This is a genomic window from Rhizobium sp. BK196, assembly GCF_014193255.1.
Lineage (GTDB): Bacteria > Pseudomonadota > Alphaproteobacteria > Rhizobiales > Rhizobiaceae > Rhizobium.
Genome location: NZ_JACHZB010000004.1, coordinates 182,849 through 198,093 on the forward strand (window position 1 = coordinate 182,849; position 15,245 = coordinate 198,093).

At 60.4% G+C, this 15,245-nt stretch carries 17 protein-coding genes and 1 tRNA gene; 4 read left to right on the top strand and 14 right to left on the bottom strand.

Annotation, left to right across the window (positions count from 1 at the left end):
• Positions 1-77: 77 nt before the first annotated feature.
• Both FHT78_RS16050 and FHT78_RS16055 read left to right on the top strand, forming a co-directional pair.
• Positions 78-1,697 carry a GumC family protein gene (locus FHT78_RS16050; RefSeq protein ID WP_183745789.1) on the top strand — a complete coding sequence of 540 codons (1,620 nt, stop codon included), beginning with the start codon at positions 78-80 and terminating at the stop codon, positions 1,695-1,697.
• Between the two features lie 70 nt (positions 1,698-1,767).
• Positions 1,768-2,094 (top strand): hypothetical protein, encoded by a 327-nt coding sequence (locus tag FHT78_RS16055; RefSeq protein WP_183745792.1) that lies wholly within the window; start codon positions 1,768-1,770, stop codon positions 2,092-2,094.
• A gap of 36 nt (positions 2,095-2,130) precedes the next feature.
• Here the strand turns inward: FHT78_RS16055 and FHT78_RS16060 are convergent, their stop codons facing one another.
• The 13 genes from FHT78_RS16060 to FHT78_RS16120 form a co-directional block, all read right to left on the bottom strand.
• Positions 2,131-3,288, bottom strand: coding sequence for a class I SAM-dependent methyltransferase (locus FHT78_RS16060; RefSeq protein ID WP_183745795.1), 1,158 nt, complete (start codon positions 3,286-3,288; stop codon positions 2,131-2,133).
• Positions 3,285-4,139, bottom strand: coding sequence for a phytanoyl-CoA dioxygenase family protein (locus tag FHT78_RS16065; RefSeq protein ID WP_183745798.1), 855 nt, complete (start codon positions 4,137-4,139; stop codon positions 3,285-3,287). The genes FHT78_RS16060 and FHT78_RS16065 overlap by 4 nt, the downstream gene beginning before the upstream one ends.
• Entirely contained in the window at positions 4,136-4,861 is a 726-nt protein-coding gene (locus FHT78_RS16070; protein WP_183745801.1) for a WbqC family protein, read from the bottom strand. The genes FHT78_RS16065 and FHT78_RS16070 overlap by 4 nt, the downstream gene beginning before the upstream one ends.
• Positions 4,858-5,577 carry a formyltransferase family protein gene (locus FHT78_RS16075; protein ID WP_183745804.1) on the bottom strand — a complete coding sequence of 240 codons (720 nt, stop codon included), beginning with the start codon at positions 5,575-5,577 and terminating at the stop codon, positions 4,858-4,860. The genes FHT78_RS16070 and FHT78_RS16075 overlap by 4 nt, the downstream gene beginning before the upstream one ends.
• On the bottom strand, positions 5,570-6,322 hold the full coding sequence (locus FHT78_RS16080) for a CmcI family methyltransferase (RefSeq protein ID WP_183745807.1): 753 nt from the start codon (positions 6,320-6,322) through the stop codon (positions 5,570-5,572). Before FHT78_RS16080 ends, FHT78_RS16075 begins: the two co-directional genes overlap by 8 nt.
• A 29-nt stretch (positions 6,323-6,351) precedes the next feature.
• Entirely contained in the window at positions 6,352-7,500 is a 1,149-nt protein-coding gene (locus tag FHT78_RS16085) for a DegT/DnrJ/EryC1/StrS family aminotransferase (RefSeq protein WP_183745810.1), read from the bottom strand.
• Positions 7,501-7,616: 116 nt separating this feature from the next.
• Positions 7,617-8,861, bottom strand: coding sequence for a glycosyltransferase family 2 protein (locus FHT78_RS16090; RefSeq protein ID WP_183745813.1), 1,245 nt, complete (start codon positions 8,859-8,861; stop codon positions 7,617-7,619).
• On the bottom strand, positions 8,858-9,400 hold the full coding sequence (gene rfbC, locus FHT78_RS16095) for a dTDP-4-dehydrorhamnose 3,5-epimerase (RefSeq protein ID WP_183745815.1): 543 nt from the start codon (positions 9,398-9,400) through the stop codon (positions 8,858-8,860). The genes FHT78_RS16090 and rfbC overlap by 4 nt, the downstream gene beginning before the upstream one ends.
• Complete coding sequence (locus FHT78_RS16100; RefSeq protein WP_183745818.1) at positions 9,397-10,632, bottom strand: class I SAM-dependent methyltransferase; 1,236 nt, start codon at positions 10,630-10,632, stop codon at positions 9,397-9,399. The genes rfbC and FHT78_RS16100 overlap by 4 nt, the downstream gene beginning before the upstream one ends.
• Positions 10,629-11,693, bottom strand: coding sequence for a CDP-glucose 4,6-dehydratase (gene rfbG / locus FHT78_RS16105; RefSeq protein ID WP_183746497.1), 1,065 nt, complete (start codon positions 11,691-11,693; stop codon positions 10,629-10,631). The genes FHT78_RS16100 and rfbG overlap by 4 nt, the downstream gene beginning before the upstream one ends.
• Positions 11,684-12,457: a glucose-1-phosphate cytidylyltransferase gene (rfbF, locus tag FHT78_RS16110; protein WP_183745821.1), complete on the bottom strand. Its 774-nt coding sequence runs from the start codon at positions 12,455-12,457 to the stop codon at positions 11,684-11,686. The genes rfbG and rfbF overlap by 10 nt, the downstream gene beginning before the upstream one ends.
• A gap of 324 nt (positions 12,458-12,781) precedes the next feature.
• Entirely contained in the window at positions 12,782-12,934 is a 153-nt protein-coding gene (locus FHT78_RS16115; RefSeq protein WP_183745823.1) for a hypothetical protein, read from the bottom strand.
• Positions 12,935-13,046: 112 nt separating this feature from the next.
• Positions 13,047-13,131, bottom strand: a tRNA-Leu gene (locus tag FHT78_RS16120).
• Positions 13,132-13,298: 167 nt separating this feature from the next.
• Between FHT78_RS16120 and FHT78_RS16125 the strand changes: the two genes are divergently transcribed.
• Entirely contained in the window at positions 13,299-13,706 is a 408-nt protein-coding gene (locus FHT78_RS16125) for a BA14K family protein (RefSeq protein WP_183745825.1), read from the top strand.
• 3 nt (positions 13,707-13,709) lie between these two features.
• Here FHT78_RS16125 and FHT78_RS16130 read toward each other — a convergent pair whose 3' ends face one another.
• A complete protein-coding gene (locus FHT78_RS16130; protein WP_183745827.1) occupies positions 13,710-14,003 on the bottom strand; it encodes a SelT/SelW/SelH family protein in 294 nt (97 codons plus the stop codon).
• Between the two features lie 184 nt (positions 14,004-14,187).
• Here FHT78_RS16130 and FHT78_RS16135 point away from each other — a divergent pair, with 184 nt between their 5' ends.
• Complete coding sequence (locus FHT78_RS16135) at positions 14,188-15,237, top strand: GH25 family lysozyme (protein WP_183745829.1); 1,050 nt, start codon at positions 14,188-14,190, stop codon at positions 15,235-15,237.
• Positions 15,238-15,245: the final 8 nt, after the last annotated feature.

A 15,245-nucleotide genomic window follows, 5' to 3' on the forward strand; every position in this document is an offset into this window, starting at 1 on the left:
CTTAACGGTCCGTTAGCTAAGAATTTCTAAAGTCGCTCCTGCTTGGCCATGCTTTCTCGCCGGGCGGATGCGGTGTTATGAAACAGTATGACGGGAACAGGGTGAGCCGCCTGCCTGCCTGGCGCAGTTTTGAGTCGTCTCAGCCTGCGCCTGAAGGGAGCCGTGCGCGCAGCCCGATCATCCGGCCGACCGATTTCGTTTCGTCTCCACCGCCCGAGCCCGATCCCCTTCCGATTCGCCCGACAGCCTCGGAAAGCCGTCCAGCCGAACCGCCTCGCCGCGATATTCCTGCCCCCTCCGCCCCCCCGTCAGCGCCCGAACCCGTAGTCGAGCAGGCTCCGGCCGCCGCCGGACCATTGCTGGATATCAGGTCTGCGGTCTCTGCCGTCTGGAGCCGGCGCCTAATCATTGCCGGTCTTTGCCTCGCCGGTGCCGCCGCCGGCGCCGTGATCGCGCCCCGTATTCCGCAGAAATTCACCGCCGTTGCCGCGCTCTATTTCGATCCGCGTCAGATCGGTCTTGCCGACAGCGGCTCGCAGAATGCGGCCCCGTCGCCGGAAATGATTTCGACACTGATCGATAGTCAGGTTCAGCTCCTGACCTCGGGCAATGTATTGCGCCGCGTAGCCGACGCTATGAAGCTCGACCAGGATCCGGAATTCACCGGCGGCAGGACAGATGGCGCCGCCATCATCGGCACCCTTCAGAAGGCTCTGCTGATCACCCGCGAGAATAACACCTACGTGGTCTCGCTCGCCGCGACGACGCGTGATCCGGAAAAATCTGCAAAGCTTGCAAACCAGGTCGTCACCTCCTTCATGCAGGAGGAAAGCAGCGCATCATCCGGCCTTTACGAGACCACCTCGTCGGCACTCGACGGACGCCTCGACGATCTGCGACAGAAGGTGCAGGAAGCAGAGCAGGCGGTCGAAACTTTCCGGGCCGACAACGACATGGCGGCGACCGAGGGCAACCTGATCTCCGACCAGCGCCTTTCCTCCCTGAATACGCTGCTCGTCACCGCCCAGGAAAAGACCATTCAGGCCAAGGCCCGCGCCGATGCCGCCGCAAATCTTCGTGTCGAAGATGTCGTAGCCGGCAGTCAGACGGATGGTGCCACAGGCACATCGCCGCTCGTCAGCCTGCGGCAGCAATATGCCGCCCAAGCCGCAGTCGTCGGCAGCCTGCAGAGCCAGATGGGTTCGCGTCATCCGCGCCTTCAGGCAGCCCGCTCATCGCTTGACAGCATCGGGGCGGAGATCAAGGGCGAACTCCAGCGGGTCGCGACCTCGGCAAGAGCTGAATACGAACAGGCCAAGAAGGCCGAAGACGATATCGCCAAGGAACTGGCGGTCCAGAAAGCCCTCCAAGCCACGACCTCGGACAAGCAGGTGCAGCTGAACGAGCTGCAGCGCAAAGCGACTGCCGCACGTGAGCTTTACGAGGCCGTGCTGAAACGCTCCGGTGAGACCAGCGAAGAGCAGAACCTGAGCCAAAGCAATATCCGCGTCGTCTCGCCCGCCGAAGTTCCCGTCAAGGCGGATGGGCCGAGCAAGAAAGTCATCATGATCGCAGGCCTGATCGGCGGTCTGCTTGCCGGTTTTGCTGTCGGCGCAGGTTTTGCGATCCTTGCCGGCCTCTTTTCTCATCCGATCATCAGAAGCTATTTCCGCAAACCCGGCCGCGCTTCTGCTTGATGGCAGGCTTCGATCTTCCTACATCCTGAAAATGGGCACCGAAAGAAGGATGTCCGTGAAAGAGGTTGTGATGCGGTTCGCTGCGCTTCTCCTGCTGTCGCTTGTTGCCGGTGCTTCGGCTGCTCCCGCGTCTGCCATAGACTGGCAGACTTCCGGCAAGCAGGCCGTACAGCCGCTCTATCCCTACAAGGATCTTCCGGGCGTGAAGGCCCAGCCGGACAAGAAGGTGGAGGAGTCGTACGACTGCCACACCGAAACCGTGCAGATCCGCCGCAGGTATGACCAGATCTTCCGCTCCGGAGGCATGCCGACACTGATGTATGTTTGCGAACGTGATGGTTTCGTATCCATGGACAGCCGCGTGCCGCTGCGCGGCCATTACCAGCCGGTGCGGTAGAAGCCGGAGGCGCAATACGCCGCCGGCTGTCTGATTTCAGGCTTCCAGCCAGATAAGTTCGAGACCTGGCTTGTGCAGGTAGGGCATATTGCCGATCGCGGCCCGCGCCTTCAGCGGATTGAGTCCGACGAAGAGTGCTTCCGCATCGTCGGCGATCGCCGTCGGTGCGATGACAGGATGCCCGAAATGCACGGCGTTCTGCATGTTCGGGTTCTGGTCGAGGAAGGCGGTCACCTCAACGTCTTTGCCGATGCGGCTGAAGATCCAGCTTCCATAAAAACCGGCGCCATAGATTGCCGCCTTGCGTCCGCGAAGGTCGTCGGCACGCTTTTCAAGGGCGGTGGCCGAAGTCCGCCAGAACTCGCAGATTTCCAGCCCGCGCTCGACGGCCTGTCGGACGAGGGTCGCATCCTGCTCTTGCTTAACCGGAGTTTCGCTGCGGATAGCGACGACGAAGAAGGCGCCGGGGAAGGATGTGGCGTCAAGGGTCGCCACCTCGAAGCCGCCCGCTGCAAGCGCCCGGCGCAGCGAAGATTCGCTGAAATGATTGACGTGATCCGCTACGGTCATGTCGCCCGGATTGGCTGAAACGTCGGGCATCGAAAGCAGCAGCGCGCCGCCCGGCTTCAATAGCTTGTGGATTCCACGAATAAAACCGATCGGATCGGCGACGTGCTCGATCACGAAATGGCTCATCGCCGCATCGAAACGGCCGCTCCACGCCTCTGGGACCTCGTAGGTCGCCTGCGCATCAGGCGCAATCCAGCCGTCCCAGGCTGGTGCGTAGTCGGCAGAGACATCGAAGACATGCGGTTCGATATCCGGACGCGCGGCGAAAACCTTGCGCAAAGTGTCGGCTTTTGCTGCCCCATAATCCAGAAGTTTGGCGCCATGTGGAAGGTCAAGCAGATTGCGGGAAAGCTCGGCCTGATGATCCGTACGATAGACGATCGTGCCGTCGGCCTTGACCGCAAAGATCTGGTCATGGTCCTTACTGTTGAGCGAAATGCGATAGCCGGTATCGTAAAAGGCTTCGATATCGGGAATCTCGTCGCATTGTGCGTGGCCGCATCCGTCGCAGACGTAAACGCGCGTCGAAATGTCGATCAGGGTCATGATGGAGGTGAGGGCCGGCGCCGGCGTTTCATAGGCCGGCGACACAATCTCCTTGCTGCAAACGCGGCAGGGCGTCATTCTGCTGCCTCGCGCTGTACGGAAAGCTCCGGAAGCACATCGGCGAACTTCACGCCAGCGGCAAAGGAACCCTTCCAGCCGATGCGGATGCCGACTGGCTCAAGGTAGTTGAAATAGCGGAACTGGATGCTCCAGCGCGGCGTGGTCGAGACGTTGTGGCCCGACTGATGCAGCGTCAGGAAATCCATCAGCACGAGGTCGCCAGGGTTCGTCAGCGGTGCGACGTGCTTGTAGCGGGCCAGACGCTCTTCGGCGCGATCGAGATGCAGCGCGTAAGCGCCCGTCTTGCCGGCGCCGGCATCGTCTTCATAGACTGGAACGAGGCCTTCGGCATGCGAACCGTGGGCGATCTGCACCGGCCCCATGTCCTGCGTGACCGGCAGAAGAGGTGTCCAGAAGACAACGCCGTCGACACTGCGCAGCTGCGATGGGAATTCCTGATGCCACTGGGCACGGAACTTTTCCTCGCCCGGATTGTCGATCCGGATACCGTAGCCGCCGGCTGCAATGCCCGGAACACTGTCCGGACGCAGTCCCCTGAAGGCTTCGTCATTGGTTGCGTTGGTAACGAGCCGCATGAAGGCCGGGATCTGCTTGACGGCGTCATAGACTTCGCCGCCCCATGCGCGGTTCTTGGCGATAAGCATCGGATAGGCGATCGTCATCGCCTCATGGGTCGTTTCGGTCGGGGCATCGATGCCGTATTTCCTGCAGATCACTTCAAGGATCTGGCGGATGCCTTCCTGGATCGGCGCGATGTCTGCAGCGGGATCGTAAAAGCCGCGCATGACGAGATACCCGTTGCTGTTGAATTCGGCACGCAGGCCGTCGGTGATCTTTGCGTTGGTCATGATGTTACCGTTTCCTCCTTCAGGAAGTCTTGCCACGCCACGGTGGCCGGGATGAGACAGCTACGCGCCTCCGGACCCATTCGGGCGATGAGATCGAGTACAGAAACATGAGGGGTGAACGTGCCGACCGGCTGGGGCCAGGGTGTGCGGCTGTAGTTCATATACTCGACCTGCACACCGGCCCGCTCGAAAGCCGCATGGTCGAGATAGTTCGCTGCCCCGTGACCGGTCAGGTAGCGGGTGCCGTCGGCCTTCAGAACGATGTCGAGCACCCGCTGCCACGACGTGCCTTCGATGCCCATCTCACTTGTTTTCTCGATCTTCCGATTGGCACCGATGCCGAGATAGCGGGCAGGCTCCTCGATACTGGCGATTAGCAGATCCAGCAGAGTGGAATGACTGTAAACGCTGTCGAAGATCGAAAGCGCATCGTCAATGTAGGGCGCGCCCAGCAGCGATTGCCGCAGCAGCGCGCGGTGGCTTGCCTTCCAGTCGTCGCCCGCCGCCGTGAGCTCCGAGATCATCTGAAAGCTGCCCTTGCCAGCAAGCGGGATCGTCATCCAGCAGCGATCGTTACCACGCAGAAGCTGGATGCGGTTCGTGAAGCTGCCCTTCGAGAACTGCGTATCATCAAGATAGATATAACTGTCGGCAAGCATCAACTGCTCGAAGAAGCCGGGCCATGGAAACAGCATCGGTTGGGTAATGACAACGGCGGTCATGGGACCAGATACCCTTCGAGAGCTGATCGTGTCTTTTGAAAATCGGAGAATGCCGAGAGGAGAGACGGTGTTTGAATCGCAGGCGCGGCAGACGCCGTAACGCGCAGTCCTTCGGACAGGACCACAGTTTCGGAGGCCGGCTTGATGACAAGCAAGTCATTGGCAACAAGATCGATCGCGCAAAGCGTTAGATAGACCTTGTGTAGAAACGACAATGGCCCAAGTTCGTCGGCAGTGAAGGTTCCGAGCGCGGGCGTTGCAACCTGCGCCACAATGGAGCCGTCGTCGACGCCGGCACTGACGGCATGCAGTGTCGAACCGATAATCGGAACTGGATACTGCACTGCCTGTTTGAGTGCGTTTATTCCGGCAAAAGCCGGAAGAAGCGACGGGTGCACGTTCAGCGAAGGGATGACTGAAAAAAGTTCGGCGCTGATGAGCCTTGCGAAGTAGAGGAGGACCAGATCCACGCCGCGTTCCTTGAGAATCGTGCACGCTTTCGTGCTGAATTGGACGCGATCCTTTTCCTCCAGTCGCTGTCTATAGACAGATCGGCTGTCGGCTTCGGCTTCTGCGCCGCACGGCCGATCGGTGATCAATGTCAGGTCAGCGTAATCGAGAAAGGACGTCCGCACCGCCAGGTCGGCGGCCGTGAAAAACGGCGCCCCGCCAGCAGAGCAAATCGCCCCAATCCTCAGCCTGCGCTTGTCAGCCACGGACACACCTTATGTAGCCGCCCGGCGAACTGGAAAGCACCAGCTTGCCGTTCAGCGCTTCGTCAGTTTCGAAGCGGTCGGTTTCCTTGAGATAGGCATTGAGCGCCGCGTAAGGCTCGTCACCCGGATACCAGATCTTCGAACGCTTCGTCGGCGTCTGCGACATGTCTCCACGGCCGAGCAGCGTATCGGCGACGACGATATACTGGCCTTCGGTCACCAGCGGGCCGTAGCAGCGCAGCTCGTCGAGAACGTGATCGCGGCTGTGGTCGCTGTCGAGAACCACCATGACCGAAGCGCCGGCCGGGATTTCGGCCTTAACCTTGGCAAGCGTCTCGACAGTGGTCGACGGTCCCTCGATCAGCGTAATCAGCGAAGAAAGCGGGTGCTTCTCGATGGAATCGCGGTTGTGGGCGCGGATGTCGATATCGACGCCGATCACCTTGCCCTTGCCGATCACCTTCAGCAACGACGCCATGAAGATCATCGAGCCACCGCGCGCCACGCCGGTTTCGATGATGACGTCGGGTTTGGTGTTCCAGATCACTTCCTGGGTGGCCATGATGTCGGCCGGCATCTGGATGATCGGCACGCCCATCCAGGACCAGAGATAAGCGTAATCATACTTGTCCAGCGCTACCAGCGTATTGAGCGCATGCTGGAAGGCTTCCTCGTCCTTGCCGAGCGCGAGTGACATTTCGCGCTTGTGGGCTTCGAATTCGAGGCGATCGTCCTTGGTGGTCATAATTCTCTGGAACCTTCTGTATTCTGCGCTCAGGCCGACTGGCGGAGGTGAACGGCGCTTTTGTCCTGATGGCTGCGGACGATCGAAATCAGTGTCTCCGCTACGCGGTCGATGTCGGCCTCGCTCATGTCGTGGTAACTCGGCAGGTTGATCGCACGCTCCGGAATGCTCCAGGCGTTGATGTTGGCCGGCTTTTCCACAAACATCGAAAGGCTGGAAAGCGGGTGGAAGAAGACGCGTGCATCGATATTGGCGGCTTCGAAGGCCTGTTGCAGCACTTCGCGGGTGATACCGGTGGCAGGGTGGAAGACGGCTGTCGGCATCCAGGCACCGTTGATCGTGCCGGTATATTCCGGGTTCATGCTAATGCCGTTGAGCGTCGAGAGCCGCACCATATAGGCGGCCAGGATATCCCGCTTGCGGGAGACGAGCTCCTCGATGCGCTCCAGCTGGGCGCAGCCGATCGCCGCCTGGATGTTGGACATCTTGTATTTGAAGCCGATCGCATCGGGCCAGAACTGTTTGCTCTGCCCACGCGCACGGCCGTGGTTGCTGAGCGTCAGCACCTTTTCATGGAGGTCGGCATCACCAGTCACGAACATGCCGCCTTCGCCCGTCGTCAGCGTCTTGGTGCCGTGGAAGGAGAAGGTGCCGAAAATGCCCATGGAGCCGGCGCGCCGGCCGTGCCACGCGGAACCGATCGCCTCGGCTGCATCCTCGATGACGGGGATGCCCGTACGGCGGCTGATGTCCAGCAGGGCATCCATGTCGCAGAGATTGCCGTAAATGTGGGTGGCGATAATGGCGCGGGTGCGCGGCGTGATGTGGCGTTCGACCTCCAGGGGATCGATACACCAGGTATCCGGCAGCACGTCGACGAAGACAGGCTCGGCGCCCAGATGCTTGATCGGTGCGGCGGTTGCGATCCAATTCGTGTCGGCGAGGATCACTTCGTCGCCGGCCCCGATGCCGAGCGCCGCAAGCCCCATATGCATGGCGCCGGTGCAGCTCGACGTCGCAATCGCGTGGCTGGTGCCGAGATAGGCTGCGAATTCCTTCTCGAAACGGATGATATAGTCGTAGCAGCGGGCGCCCCAGCCGTTCGCCGCGGCATCGGCTGCGTAGCCCGTCTCAAGCTCGGTGATGGACGGTTTGGTATAGAATATCCTGTTGGTCATGCCTTAATTCTTTGTGACAGGGCTGAGACTCACGCGATCGGGGCACACTGAACTCTGCAAAAACTAGGGGGTGAAACTGGCGCGAGGCTTTGCAGCGTCCGACGCAGCTTCACGCATCAGACGAGCACGTGCTGCGTCAGGTCGGTTTCGATGAAGATGAGGTTAGGCTTGTAGCCGAGCTTCAGGAAGTTCTCGCGCCGCGGCATATCGGCGGCAAAGATCGCCGTTTTCTCCAGACGCGCCGGATCGTGCGTCTGCGGGTCAGCGACGATCTCGATCTCCGGCAGCAGGCCCATGTTGCGCAGCATCTCCCCGATCGATTTGGGATCGGCCATGCCGCTGAGGATGAGGCGGTCGATACCGGCGGTCGCGTTGACCTGATAGGTGAGCGTCTGGATCGCCACCATCATCGGGAGGCTATGGCGAAGCTCAGCGACCTCAGGATGTTCGCCGAGGCCGCCGAGCGCCATGCGGGTATAGAGCTCATAGGCCTTGATGAAGTCCTTCCGCGCCACCCAGAAACGGATGGCGACCGACATGCGGTTCAGCGTGAAGATCTTGCACATCTCATCGTAGATGGCGCGCGCCTCGCGGCTGGTGTTCAGTTTGCCGCGCTTGGCGGCGATGTAGAGGTAGTATTCCAAGCCACCGCGATATTTGTCCCAGGAGGTCATGACGTCGTCGTTGCCGGCCTGTTGGCGCGCAGGCGCGATCTTGGAGACCGCCACCGAGCGATAGAACGGCTGTTTCAGGAAAGTGACGGCACCCTGATCGACGAAATGCGCGAGATAGGAAAAAGCCCAGAAGCAGAAATCGCGCGGCACCCAGGCGGAGCGCAGGGCGGAGGAACGGTAGATGCCAATCTCAGGGAAGATGTGGCCGTTAAAGATGAACTGGAAGAGCTCGATGAAGCTCTGCTGCGGAAACTTGATGTCTTCGGCGATATCGTAGAATTGTGAGAGGTCCCGATCGTGGACTTCATCATAGAGATACCAGGGTGCCTGGCAGGCAACGACATCGGGATTGGCATCCAGATAGGCCATTGCCGCTTCAACGCCGGCTGGCATCAGGAAATCGTCATCGGCAAGGTAGATCGAATATTCGCCGACCGCGTGATGGAAGGCGCAGGCAAGGTTCGGCCCCGAGCCACCGTTGACGGCGCGGCGGTGATAATGGATCGGCAGCCCCTTGGCGATGAATTCCTCGACAACCTGCGTCGTGTTGTCGGTCGAGGCGTTGTCGGAGATCACGATCTCGTAGGGGAAGCTGAAATTGTAGCTCTCGCAATGCTCCAGCGCGTTTCGGAGATAGGCTTCGCGATTGTAGGTCGGAATGCAGATGCTGAGTTTCATACCGCTCAAAGGCTTGTCTCCTGGCTGTAGCTTTCAAGCGCGGCATCGCGCTCGTTGATGACACCAGGCATAAACGGCCAGGCGATGGAAAAGGCGGGATCGTCCCAGCGGACGCCGCGGGCAAGCTCCGGCACATAGACTTCCGACATCTGGTAGAAGAGCTCGCAGTCGTCCTCGAGCGTCAGGAAGCCGTGGGCGCAGCCGGCAGGTATGTAGAAGGCGTTGTAGCTGGCAGCATCGAGCTCGACGGAGGCCCATTTGCAATAGGTCGGCGAATCCCGTCTCAGATCGAGCGCCACGTCGAAGACCCTGCCGCGCGTGGCACGTACCAGCTTGATCTCTGGACGCGGCTCTGCCTGGTAATGCATGCCGCGCAGGGTGCCGCGCTTGTGGTTCTGCGAGACGTTGCATTGCGGGTAGACCGGGACGAGACCGCGATCGGCAAAGCTTTTGGCGTCGAAAGTCCGCGCGAACAGTCCGCGCTCGTCGGAGCGCGGCTCGACTTCGACGACAAAAGCACCCGAAACCGCGGTCGGAATGAATTTCATCCGATTACCGTCAATTCCGGTACGGCGACGGCAAAGCGCCCGCCCCAGGCGCCGACCCTGCCATTGGCTGCCACGACTTCGTTCTTGATGTTCCACGGCAGGATGAGGACGTAGTCCGGCTTCGTCTCGTCCATCTTTTCCGGCGCGTAGATAGGCAGCTTGCTGCCCGGCAGAAAATGGCCCTGTTTGTGCGGATTGCGGTCGACCACATAGTCGATGAGATTGGTGCCGATGCCGCAGAAATTCAAAAGCGTGTTGCCCTTGGCGGCAGCGCCATAGGCTGCGACCTTTTTGCCGTCCCGTTTGGCTTCGTTGAGGAAGGCGAGCAGCCCATCCTTGATCGGTGCTACGCGGCTCTGGAAGGCCTCGTAGGTTTCGACCTTATCGAAGCCTGCGGCTGCTTCGTCGGCACGCACCTTGGCAACGCCGGGGCCGGTCGGATGAGCGGTCGATGCCGTGCGGCAGGCGAGCACGCGCAGGCTGCCGCCATGGGTAGGCAGTTCTTCGACGTCGAAGACCTTCAGGCCGTGAGCCGCGAAGGCCTTCTCGACTGCGAGCAGCGACAGATAATAGAAATGCTCATGATAGACGGTGTCGAACTGGATGTTTTCCATCAGCCGCAGCAGATGCGGGAACTCGACGCTGACGACGCCATCCTCCTTCAGGACGTCCGAGAGCCCGCCGACGAAATCGTTGATATCGGGCACATGTGCCAGCACGTTGTTGCCGATGACGATATCGGCGGCAAGGCCGCGGGAGACGAGATCGGCAGCCGTTTCCTTGCCGAAGAAGCGCGCTTCCGTCGGAACGCCGATCTGCCGGGCCACCTCCGCGACGTTCTCGGCCGGCTCGATGCCGAGCACCGGCACGCCGGCCTCGACGAAGTGTTTCAGCAAATAGCCATCATTGCTCGCCACCTCGATGACTTGCGATGTCTCGTTCAGGCCGAAGCGCTTGCGCGCCATGACCGTGAACTGGCGGGCATGCTCCACCCAGCTGTCGCTGTAGGAAGAGAAATAGGCGTAGTGGCTGAAGATGTCTTCCGGCGGCACGAAGGCATCGGCTTGTACAAGCCAGCAATCGGAGCAGACGAAGGCGCGCAGTGGATAGGACGGCTCCGGTTGCTTGAGCTGTTCTTCCGTCAGATAGGCGTTGGCAAGCGGTGTCGAGCCGAGATCGACGAAACGATGTTTCAAGGGAGCGCCGCAGAACCGGCAATTATGCGCTGTCATGATATTGCTTCCTCATAGGCCGCGATCTGGCCAAGCGAGAAGGCACGCATGTCGGCTCCTTCGCGGTTGGCCTTGTACCAGGCGGCTGTCCAGTCGATTGTCTGTTGCAGGCTCAGGCGCGGGCGCCAGCCGATGGTGGAAAGCGCCAGGGCCGAGCTCAGCGTAAGCGCGGGCGCCTCCGGCAGGTGTGCTCCGGGTGCCTGTTTCCAGACGTCGTTCACGCCGTGGGCGAGGCCGAGGGCTTCGGCGAGGTCCGCAACGGTTGCGAAACTCTGCGGATCCGGACCGAAATTGAGCGCGTCGGGTAACTCCGCCTCATCCGAAACCGTCAGGGCTTCGGCAAAGGCAAGATAACCGCCGAGTGGCTCCAGCACATGCTGCCAGGGACGGATCGCTTGCGGGTAGCGGAGCTGGATCGGCTGGCTACTTTCAAAAGCACGGATGAAATCCGGGATCAGCCGATCCTTCGACCAGTCGCCGCCGCCGATGACATTGCCGGCGCGCACGGTGGCAACACTGATATCGCGCCCCTTGAAGAAGCTGTCGCGATAGCTCTGGACCACGAGCTCGGTGCAGGCTTTGGAATTGGAGTAGGGGTCCTTGCCGCCGAGCGTATCGCTTTCGATAAAGGGAACGCCGCTGCCATTGTTGGCATAAACCTTGTCGGAGGTGACGACGAGAACCGTCCTGACCGAGGGCGTGTCGCGTACTGCATCCAGAACGTTTGCAGTTCCCATCACATTGGTCGCGAAGGTCTCGGTCGGATTTTCATAGGAGCGCCGCACCAGCGCCTGTGCTGCCATGTGGATGACGATTTCGGGTTCGAAATCGATGAGGCGCTGCTTGAACGCTGCTGCATCTCTGATGTCGGCTATGTGGTGGCCCTGCCCATTCCAGGGCGAAAGCCGCGCATAAAGGGAGGGGCTGGTTTCGGGTTCCAGCGAAACCGCCGCAACCTCCGCGCCGAGCTTTTCCAGCCACAGCGAAAGCCATGATCCTTTGAACCCCGTATGTCCCGTCAGGAACACGCGCCTGCCATTCCAGAAGTCGGTCAGGCCCATATCTTCCACGGCGCCTTTCCGGAACTCCAGAGCTCCTCGAGCTGGTTGCGCTCGCGCAGCGTATCCATCGGCTGCCAGAAGCCGTCGTGGCGGAAGGCGGCCAGCTGCTTATTGGCCGTCAGCCACTGCATCGGACCGGCTTCCCAGATCGTGTCGTCGTCTTCGATAAGGTCGATGACGGAAGGATGCAGCACGAAGAAGCCGCCGTTGATGCGCTGGCCGTCGCCCTTCGGTTTCTCGATGAAGGCAGTCACCACATCGTTCTCGATGTTCGTCGCGCCGAAGCGGCCCGGGGGCGTCACCGCACACATCGTTGCCTTCAGGCCGTGGCTGCGGTGGAAGGCGATTTCCGAGGTGATGTCGATATCGGCGACACCGTCGCCATAGGTCAGGCAAAAGGGCTCGTCTGGGCTCAGGTGGTCGCGAATGCGTCGGATACGACCGCCCGTCATGGAGTTCATGCCGGTATCGACAATGGTCACCTTCCAGCTGGGCTTCGAACCCTTGTGATATTCGATCGCGTTGGTGGCGAGGTCGACGGTGATGTCGCTGTGATGCAGGAACAGGTTTACGAAATATTCCTTGAGCATGTAGCCCTTGTAACCGGCGCAGATGATGAAATCATTCAGGCCGTGATGGGCATAGATGTTCATGATGTGCCAGAGGATCGGCTTTTCACCGATCTCGACCAGAGGCTTGGGCCGCACGCTGGTCTCTTCGGCGAGGCGCGAACCCAGACCACCTGCCAGAATTACGACTTTCATCCCAGGCGAACTCCAAAGGGTCTGATAATATTCATTGCCGCCGGCAGGCACCTGGCGAGTATGTCCGGTATGCGGGCAAGGATCTCTGCGGAGCGCAACGGCAGTAACTTCATCGTGATGCCGGTATCCGACTTCGTTCTTGTGCGAGGCTTGCCTTAGCTGACGCGAAAATAACCGGCAGCCGCGTGGCGTCCGCTCGCCCGGCTGAGTGGCTTGCCGGTAGTCTGCTGGAATTATTTGCTATTTTCGCAGCGCCGCGCGCATCGGCGCTGCATGCCTATGATTTTTAAGGGGTAAGAAAAGCACTCTGCGGGAACGGGGCGTTCAGAGAATGCGATCGAGCTTATGCTGGATATGCAGATTGGGCATTAACCCGGCCGTATGGGCGGCGCGATAGGCGTTGCGTGCGGCATCGAAGGTCACGCCCCACATGATGGCGCTCAGAAGAAAGGCGATGATGTAGACCTGAATCCGCATGAGGCCATCGAAATGGAGTATGTTGGCATTAATGTGGCAATGTTGAAGCGGCCCCGTGACGGGGCGGCGTCTCGACTGAAATTATTGGAAAATAAGCTCTTTCGAGAAGGAATGGTGCCCAGAAGAGGACTCGAACCTCCACGCCTCGCGGCACAGGTACCTGAAACCTGCGCGTCTACCAATTCCGCCATCTGGGCGACGGAGAGCCATGTACGGGCGTGGCCCTTTGCTGTCAACGGGGTTTTTGAAGTTTTCCTGACAGTATGCAAAAAAAGCGTCATGAAGCCGTGATTTCACCGCACAGGTCGTGGATGGCATGGTGTGTTTCTTCACCCTATATGAGGGATAGTGAAAAGGAACCGCCATGTTCGACCTTCGCCTCGCTCTTCTTGCCGGTCTGCTTGCCGCGGCGCCGCTGGCCGAGGCCGTTGCGGGCTCGCCGTCGATTGGGCCTGTCAATACGCAGTCTACGATCTGTGACTACCGCGGCTGCTTCGGGTTCGGCCCGCAACAGTGGCATCGCCCGGCCTATGTCCAACCGAACTATCGCCCGCCCTATGCCGCCGGTCCAAAATATTACCAGCCGCCCGGCGCCCTGCCGCCAAGGTTGACCTATGATCCGCCGCCGGTGCAGCGGGTGCGGCCCTCGGCGGACGATCGCAGCCGTCATGTGGAATGGTGCAGGAACGAATACCGCTCTTACAATCCGCGCACCGATCGTTTCGTGACTTACGAGGGCATCTACAAGACCTGCCGCTCGCCTTATCGCTGAGTATCAGCTTTCCAGCGAGGCCCGGTCGGTATGGCCGAGATCGCGGTCGGGCTCGATGATGTCGCGCACTCGTTGCTTGAGTTCTTTTGGTCCGGGAAAACCGCCGTCGCGCTTGCGCTCCCAGATCAGATCGCCATTGATGCGGATTTCGAAATTGCCGCCAGTGCCGGGAATGAGCGCCACTTCTCCAAGACTGTCCGTAAAGGTTTGCAGCAGTTCCTGTGCCATCCAGGCGGCACGCAGCAGCCAGTTGCACTGGGTGCAGTAGAGGATCGTCACGCGGGCTTTCTCGGTCATGGGAGACTCCTTTTATCCGTGGGATCTAAGGACTTCTAAAAGGCGCTGCAATGGACCGCCGCCGAATCGGCACGCCGAAAGTTCGGATTCAGTCTTTTTTGATAATTTTCCGTTAGCTATTCCAAACTGGTGTTCTTCGCGGATGAATGAAGCACCTTCAGTTTTGTTTTGCGTAACGGTGCTCATGCGTTCCACGGCTGTCCCAGCGATCCTTCTTGCTTGCCTTGCTCTGGCGGGCTGCTCGTCGGCTTCCGGTCCGGAAACTCTTTCGGCCGGCGCCACTCCGAAACCGTCGAAGGAAATCACCGCTTCCGTCACCCCGCCGCCGGCGTCTGTGCCGCAGACCACAGGCCCGGCAGCCGAAACGGACGATGCGATACCCCAGGCAAGCCTTGCCTGGGAAGCACCTGCGCCTGCGCCGCGCGCCTTCTCGGCGATGACGCCTTCAGCCGTTTCACAGCCGGGGATGCCGGTTCCGAGCGAACGCCCCGTCGAATTCGCCATGGCGGCGGCACCCGCCATCGAGCCGCCGACCCGCGGTCGCTCGCGCGTCTATGGCTATGGTTTCCGCGATGCCAAGCCGATCAACTTCGGCAGGATTTCGCCGCGCAAGCTCCCGGTCCACGGTGTCGACGTTTCCCGCTGGCAGGGCGACATTGATTGGGAAACCTTGCGGACCCGCGGCGCGAATTTCGCCTTCATCAAAGCGACGGATGGCGGCGACCATTTGGATCCGATGTTCAAGACCAATTGGCGGCGCGCCAAGGAGGCCGGCATCAAGCGCGGCGCCTATCACTTCTTCTATTGGTGCCGCACGGCCGGCGAACAGGCCGACTGGTTTATCCGCAACGTGCCGCGTGACCCGGATGCACTGCCGCCGGTCATCGATGTGGAATGGAACGGCGAATCGAGCTGCAAGGTGAAGCTCTCCCGCGCTCGCGTGCAGGAAAAGATGCAGGTCTTCATGGAGAAGATCGAGCGGCACTATGGCAAGCGCCCGATCATCTACACCGCCCCGGATTTCTACGCCGACAATCTCGAAGGCGCCTTCCAGAACTATCACTTCTGGCTGCGTGCGGTCGCGGAACATCCCTCCAAGGTCTATCCGAACCGGAAGTGGCTCTTCTGGCAATATTCCGGCTCCGGCCTGTCGCATGGCGTCGAAGGCCGTATCGACCTCAACGTGTTCCGCGGGAGCGAGGAAGAGTGGCATCGCTGGGTGGCGGGGCTTTAAAAGCAAAA

What these genes read in the sequence shown, in the direction of transcription:
- FHT78_RS16050 (WP_183745789.1), top strand. Translation starts at nt 78, where the DNA reads ATGAAACAGTATGACGGGAACAGGGTGAGCCGCCTGCCTGCCTGGCGC.
- FHT78_RS16055 (WP_183745792.1), top strand. Translation starts at nt 1,768, where the DNA reads ATGCGGTTCGCTGCGCTTCTCCTGCTGTCGCTTGTTGCCGGTGCTTCG.
- FHT78_RS16060 (WP_183745795.1), bottom strand. Translation starts at nt 3,288, where the DNA reads ATGACGCCCTGCCGCGTTTGCAGCAAGGAGATTGTGTCGCCGGCCTAT.
- FHT78_RS16065 (WP_183745798.1), bottom strand. Translation starts at nt 4,139, where the DNA reads ATGACCAACGCAAAGATCACCGACGGCCTGCGTGCCGAATTCAACAGC.
- FHT78_RS16070 (WP_183745801.1), bottom strand. Translation starts at nt 4,861, where the DNA reads ATGACCGCCGTTGTCATTACCCAACCGATGCTGTTTCCATGGCCCGGC.
- FHT78_RS16080 (WP_183745807.1), bottom strand. Translation starts at nt 6,322, where the DNA reads ATGACCACCAAGGACGATCGCCTCGAATTCGAAGCCCACAAGCGCGAA.
- FHT78_RS16085 (WP_183745810.1), bottom strand. Translation starts at nt 7,500, where the DNA reads ATGACCAACAGGATATTCTATACCAAACCGTCCATCACCGAGCTTGAG.
- rfbC (WP_183745815.1), bottom strand. Translation starts at nt 9,400, where the DNA reads ATGAAATTCATTCCGACCGCGGTTTCGGGTGCTTTTGTCGTCGAAGTC.
- FHT78_RS16100 (WP_183745818.1), bottom strand. Translation starts at nt 10,632, where the DNA reads ATGACAGCGCATAATTGCCGGTTCTGCGGCGCTCCCTTGAAACATCGT.
- rfbG (WP_183746497.1), bottom strand. Translation starts at nt 11,693, where the DNA reads ATGGGCCTGACCGACTTCTGGAATGGCAGGCGCGTGTTCCTGACGGGA.
- rfbF (WP_183745821.1), bottom strand. Translation starts at nt 12,457, where the DNA reads ATGAAAGTCGTAATTCTGGCAGGTGGTCTGGGTTCGCGCCTCGCCGAA.
- FHT78_RS16115 (WP_183745823.1), bottom strand. Translation starts at nt 12,934, where the DNA reads ATGCGGATTCAGGTCTACATCATCGCCTTTCTTCTGAGCGCCATCATG.
- FHT78_RS16125 (WP_183745825.1), top strand. Translation starts at nt 13,299, where the DNA reads ATGTTCGACCTTCGCCTCGCTCTTCTTGCCGGTCTGCTTGCCGCGGCG.
- FHT78_RS16130 (WP_183745827.1), bottom strand. Translation starts at nt 14,003, where the DNA reads ATGACCGAGAAAGCCCGCGTGACGATCCTCTACTGCACCCAGTGCAAC.
- FHT78_RS16135 (WP_183745829.1), top strand. Translation starts at nt 14,188, where the DNA reads ATGCGTTCCACGGCTGTCCCAGCGATCCTTCTTGCTTGCCTTGCTCTG.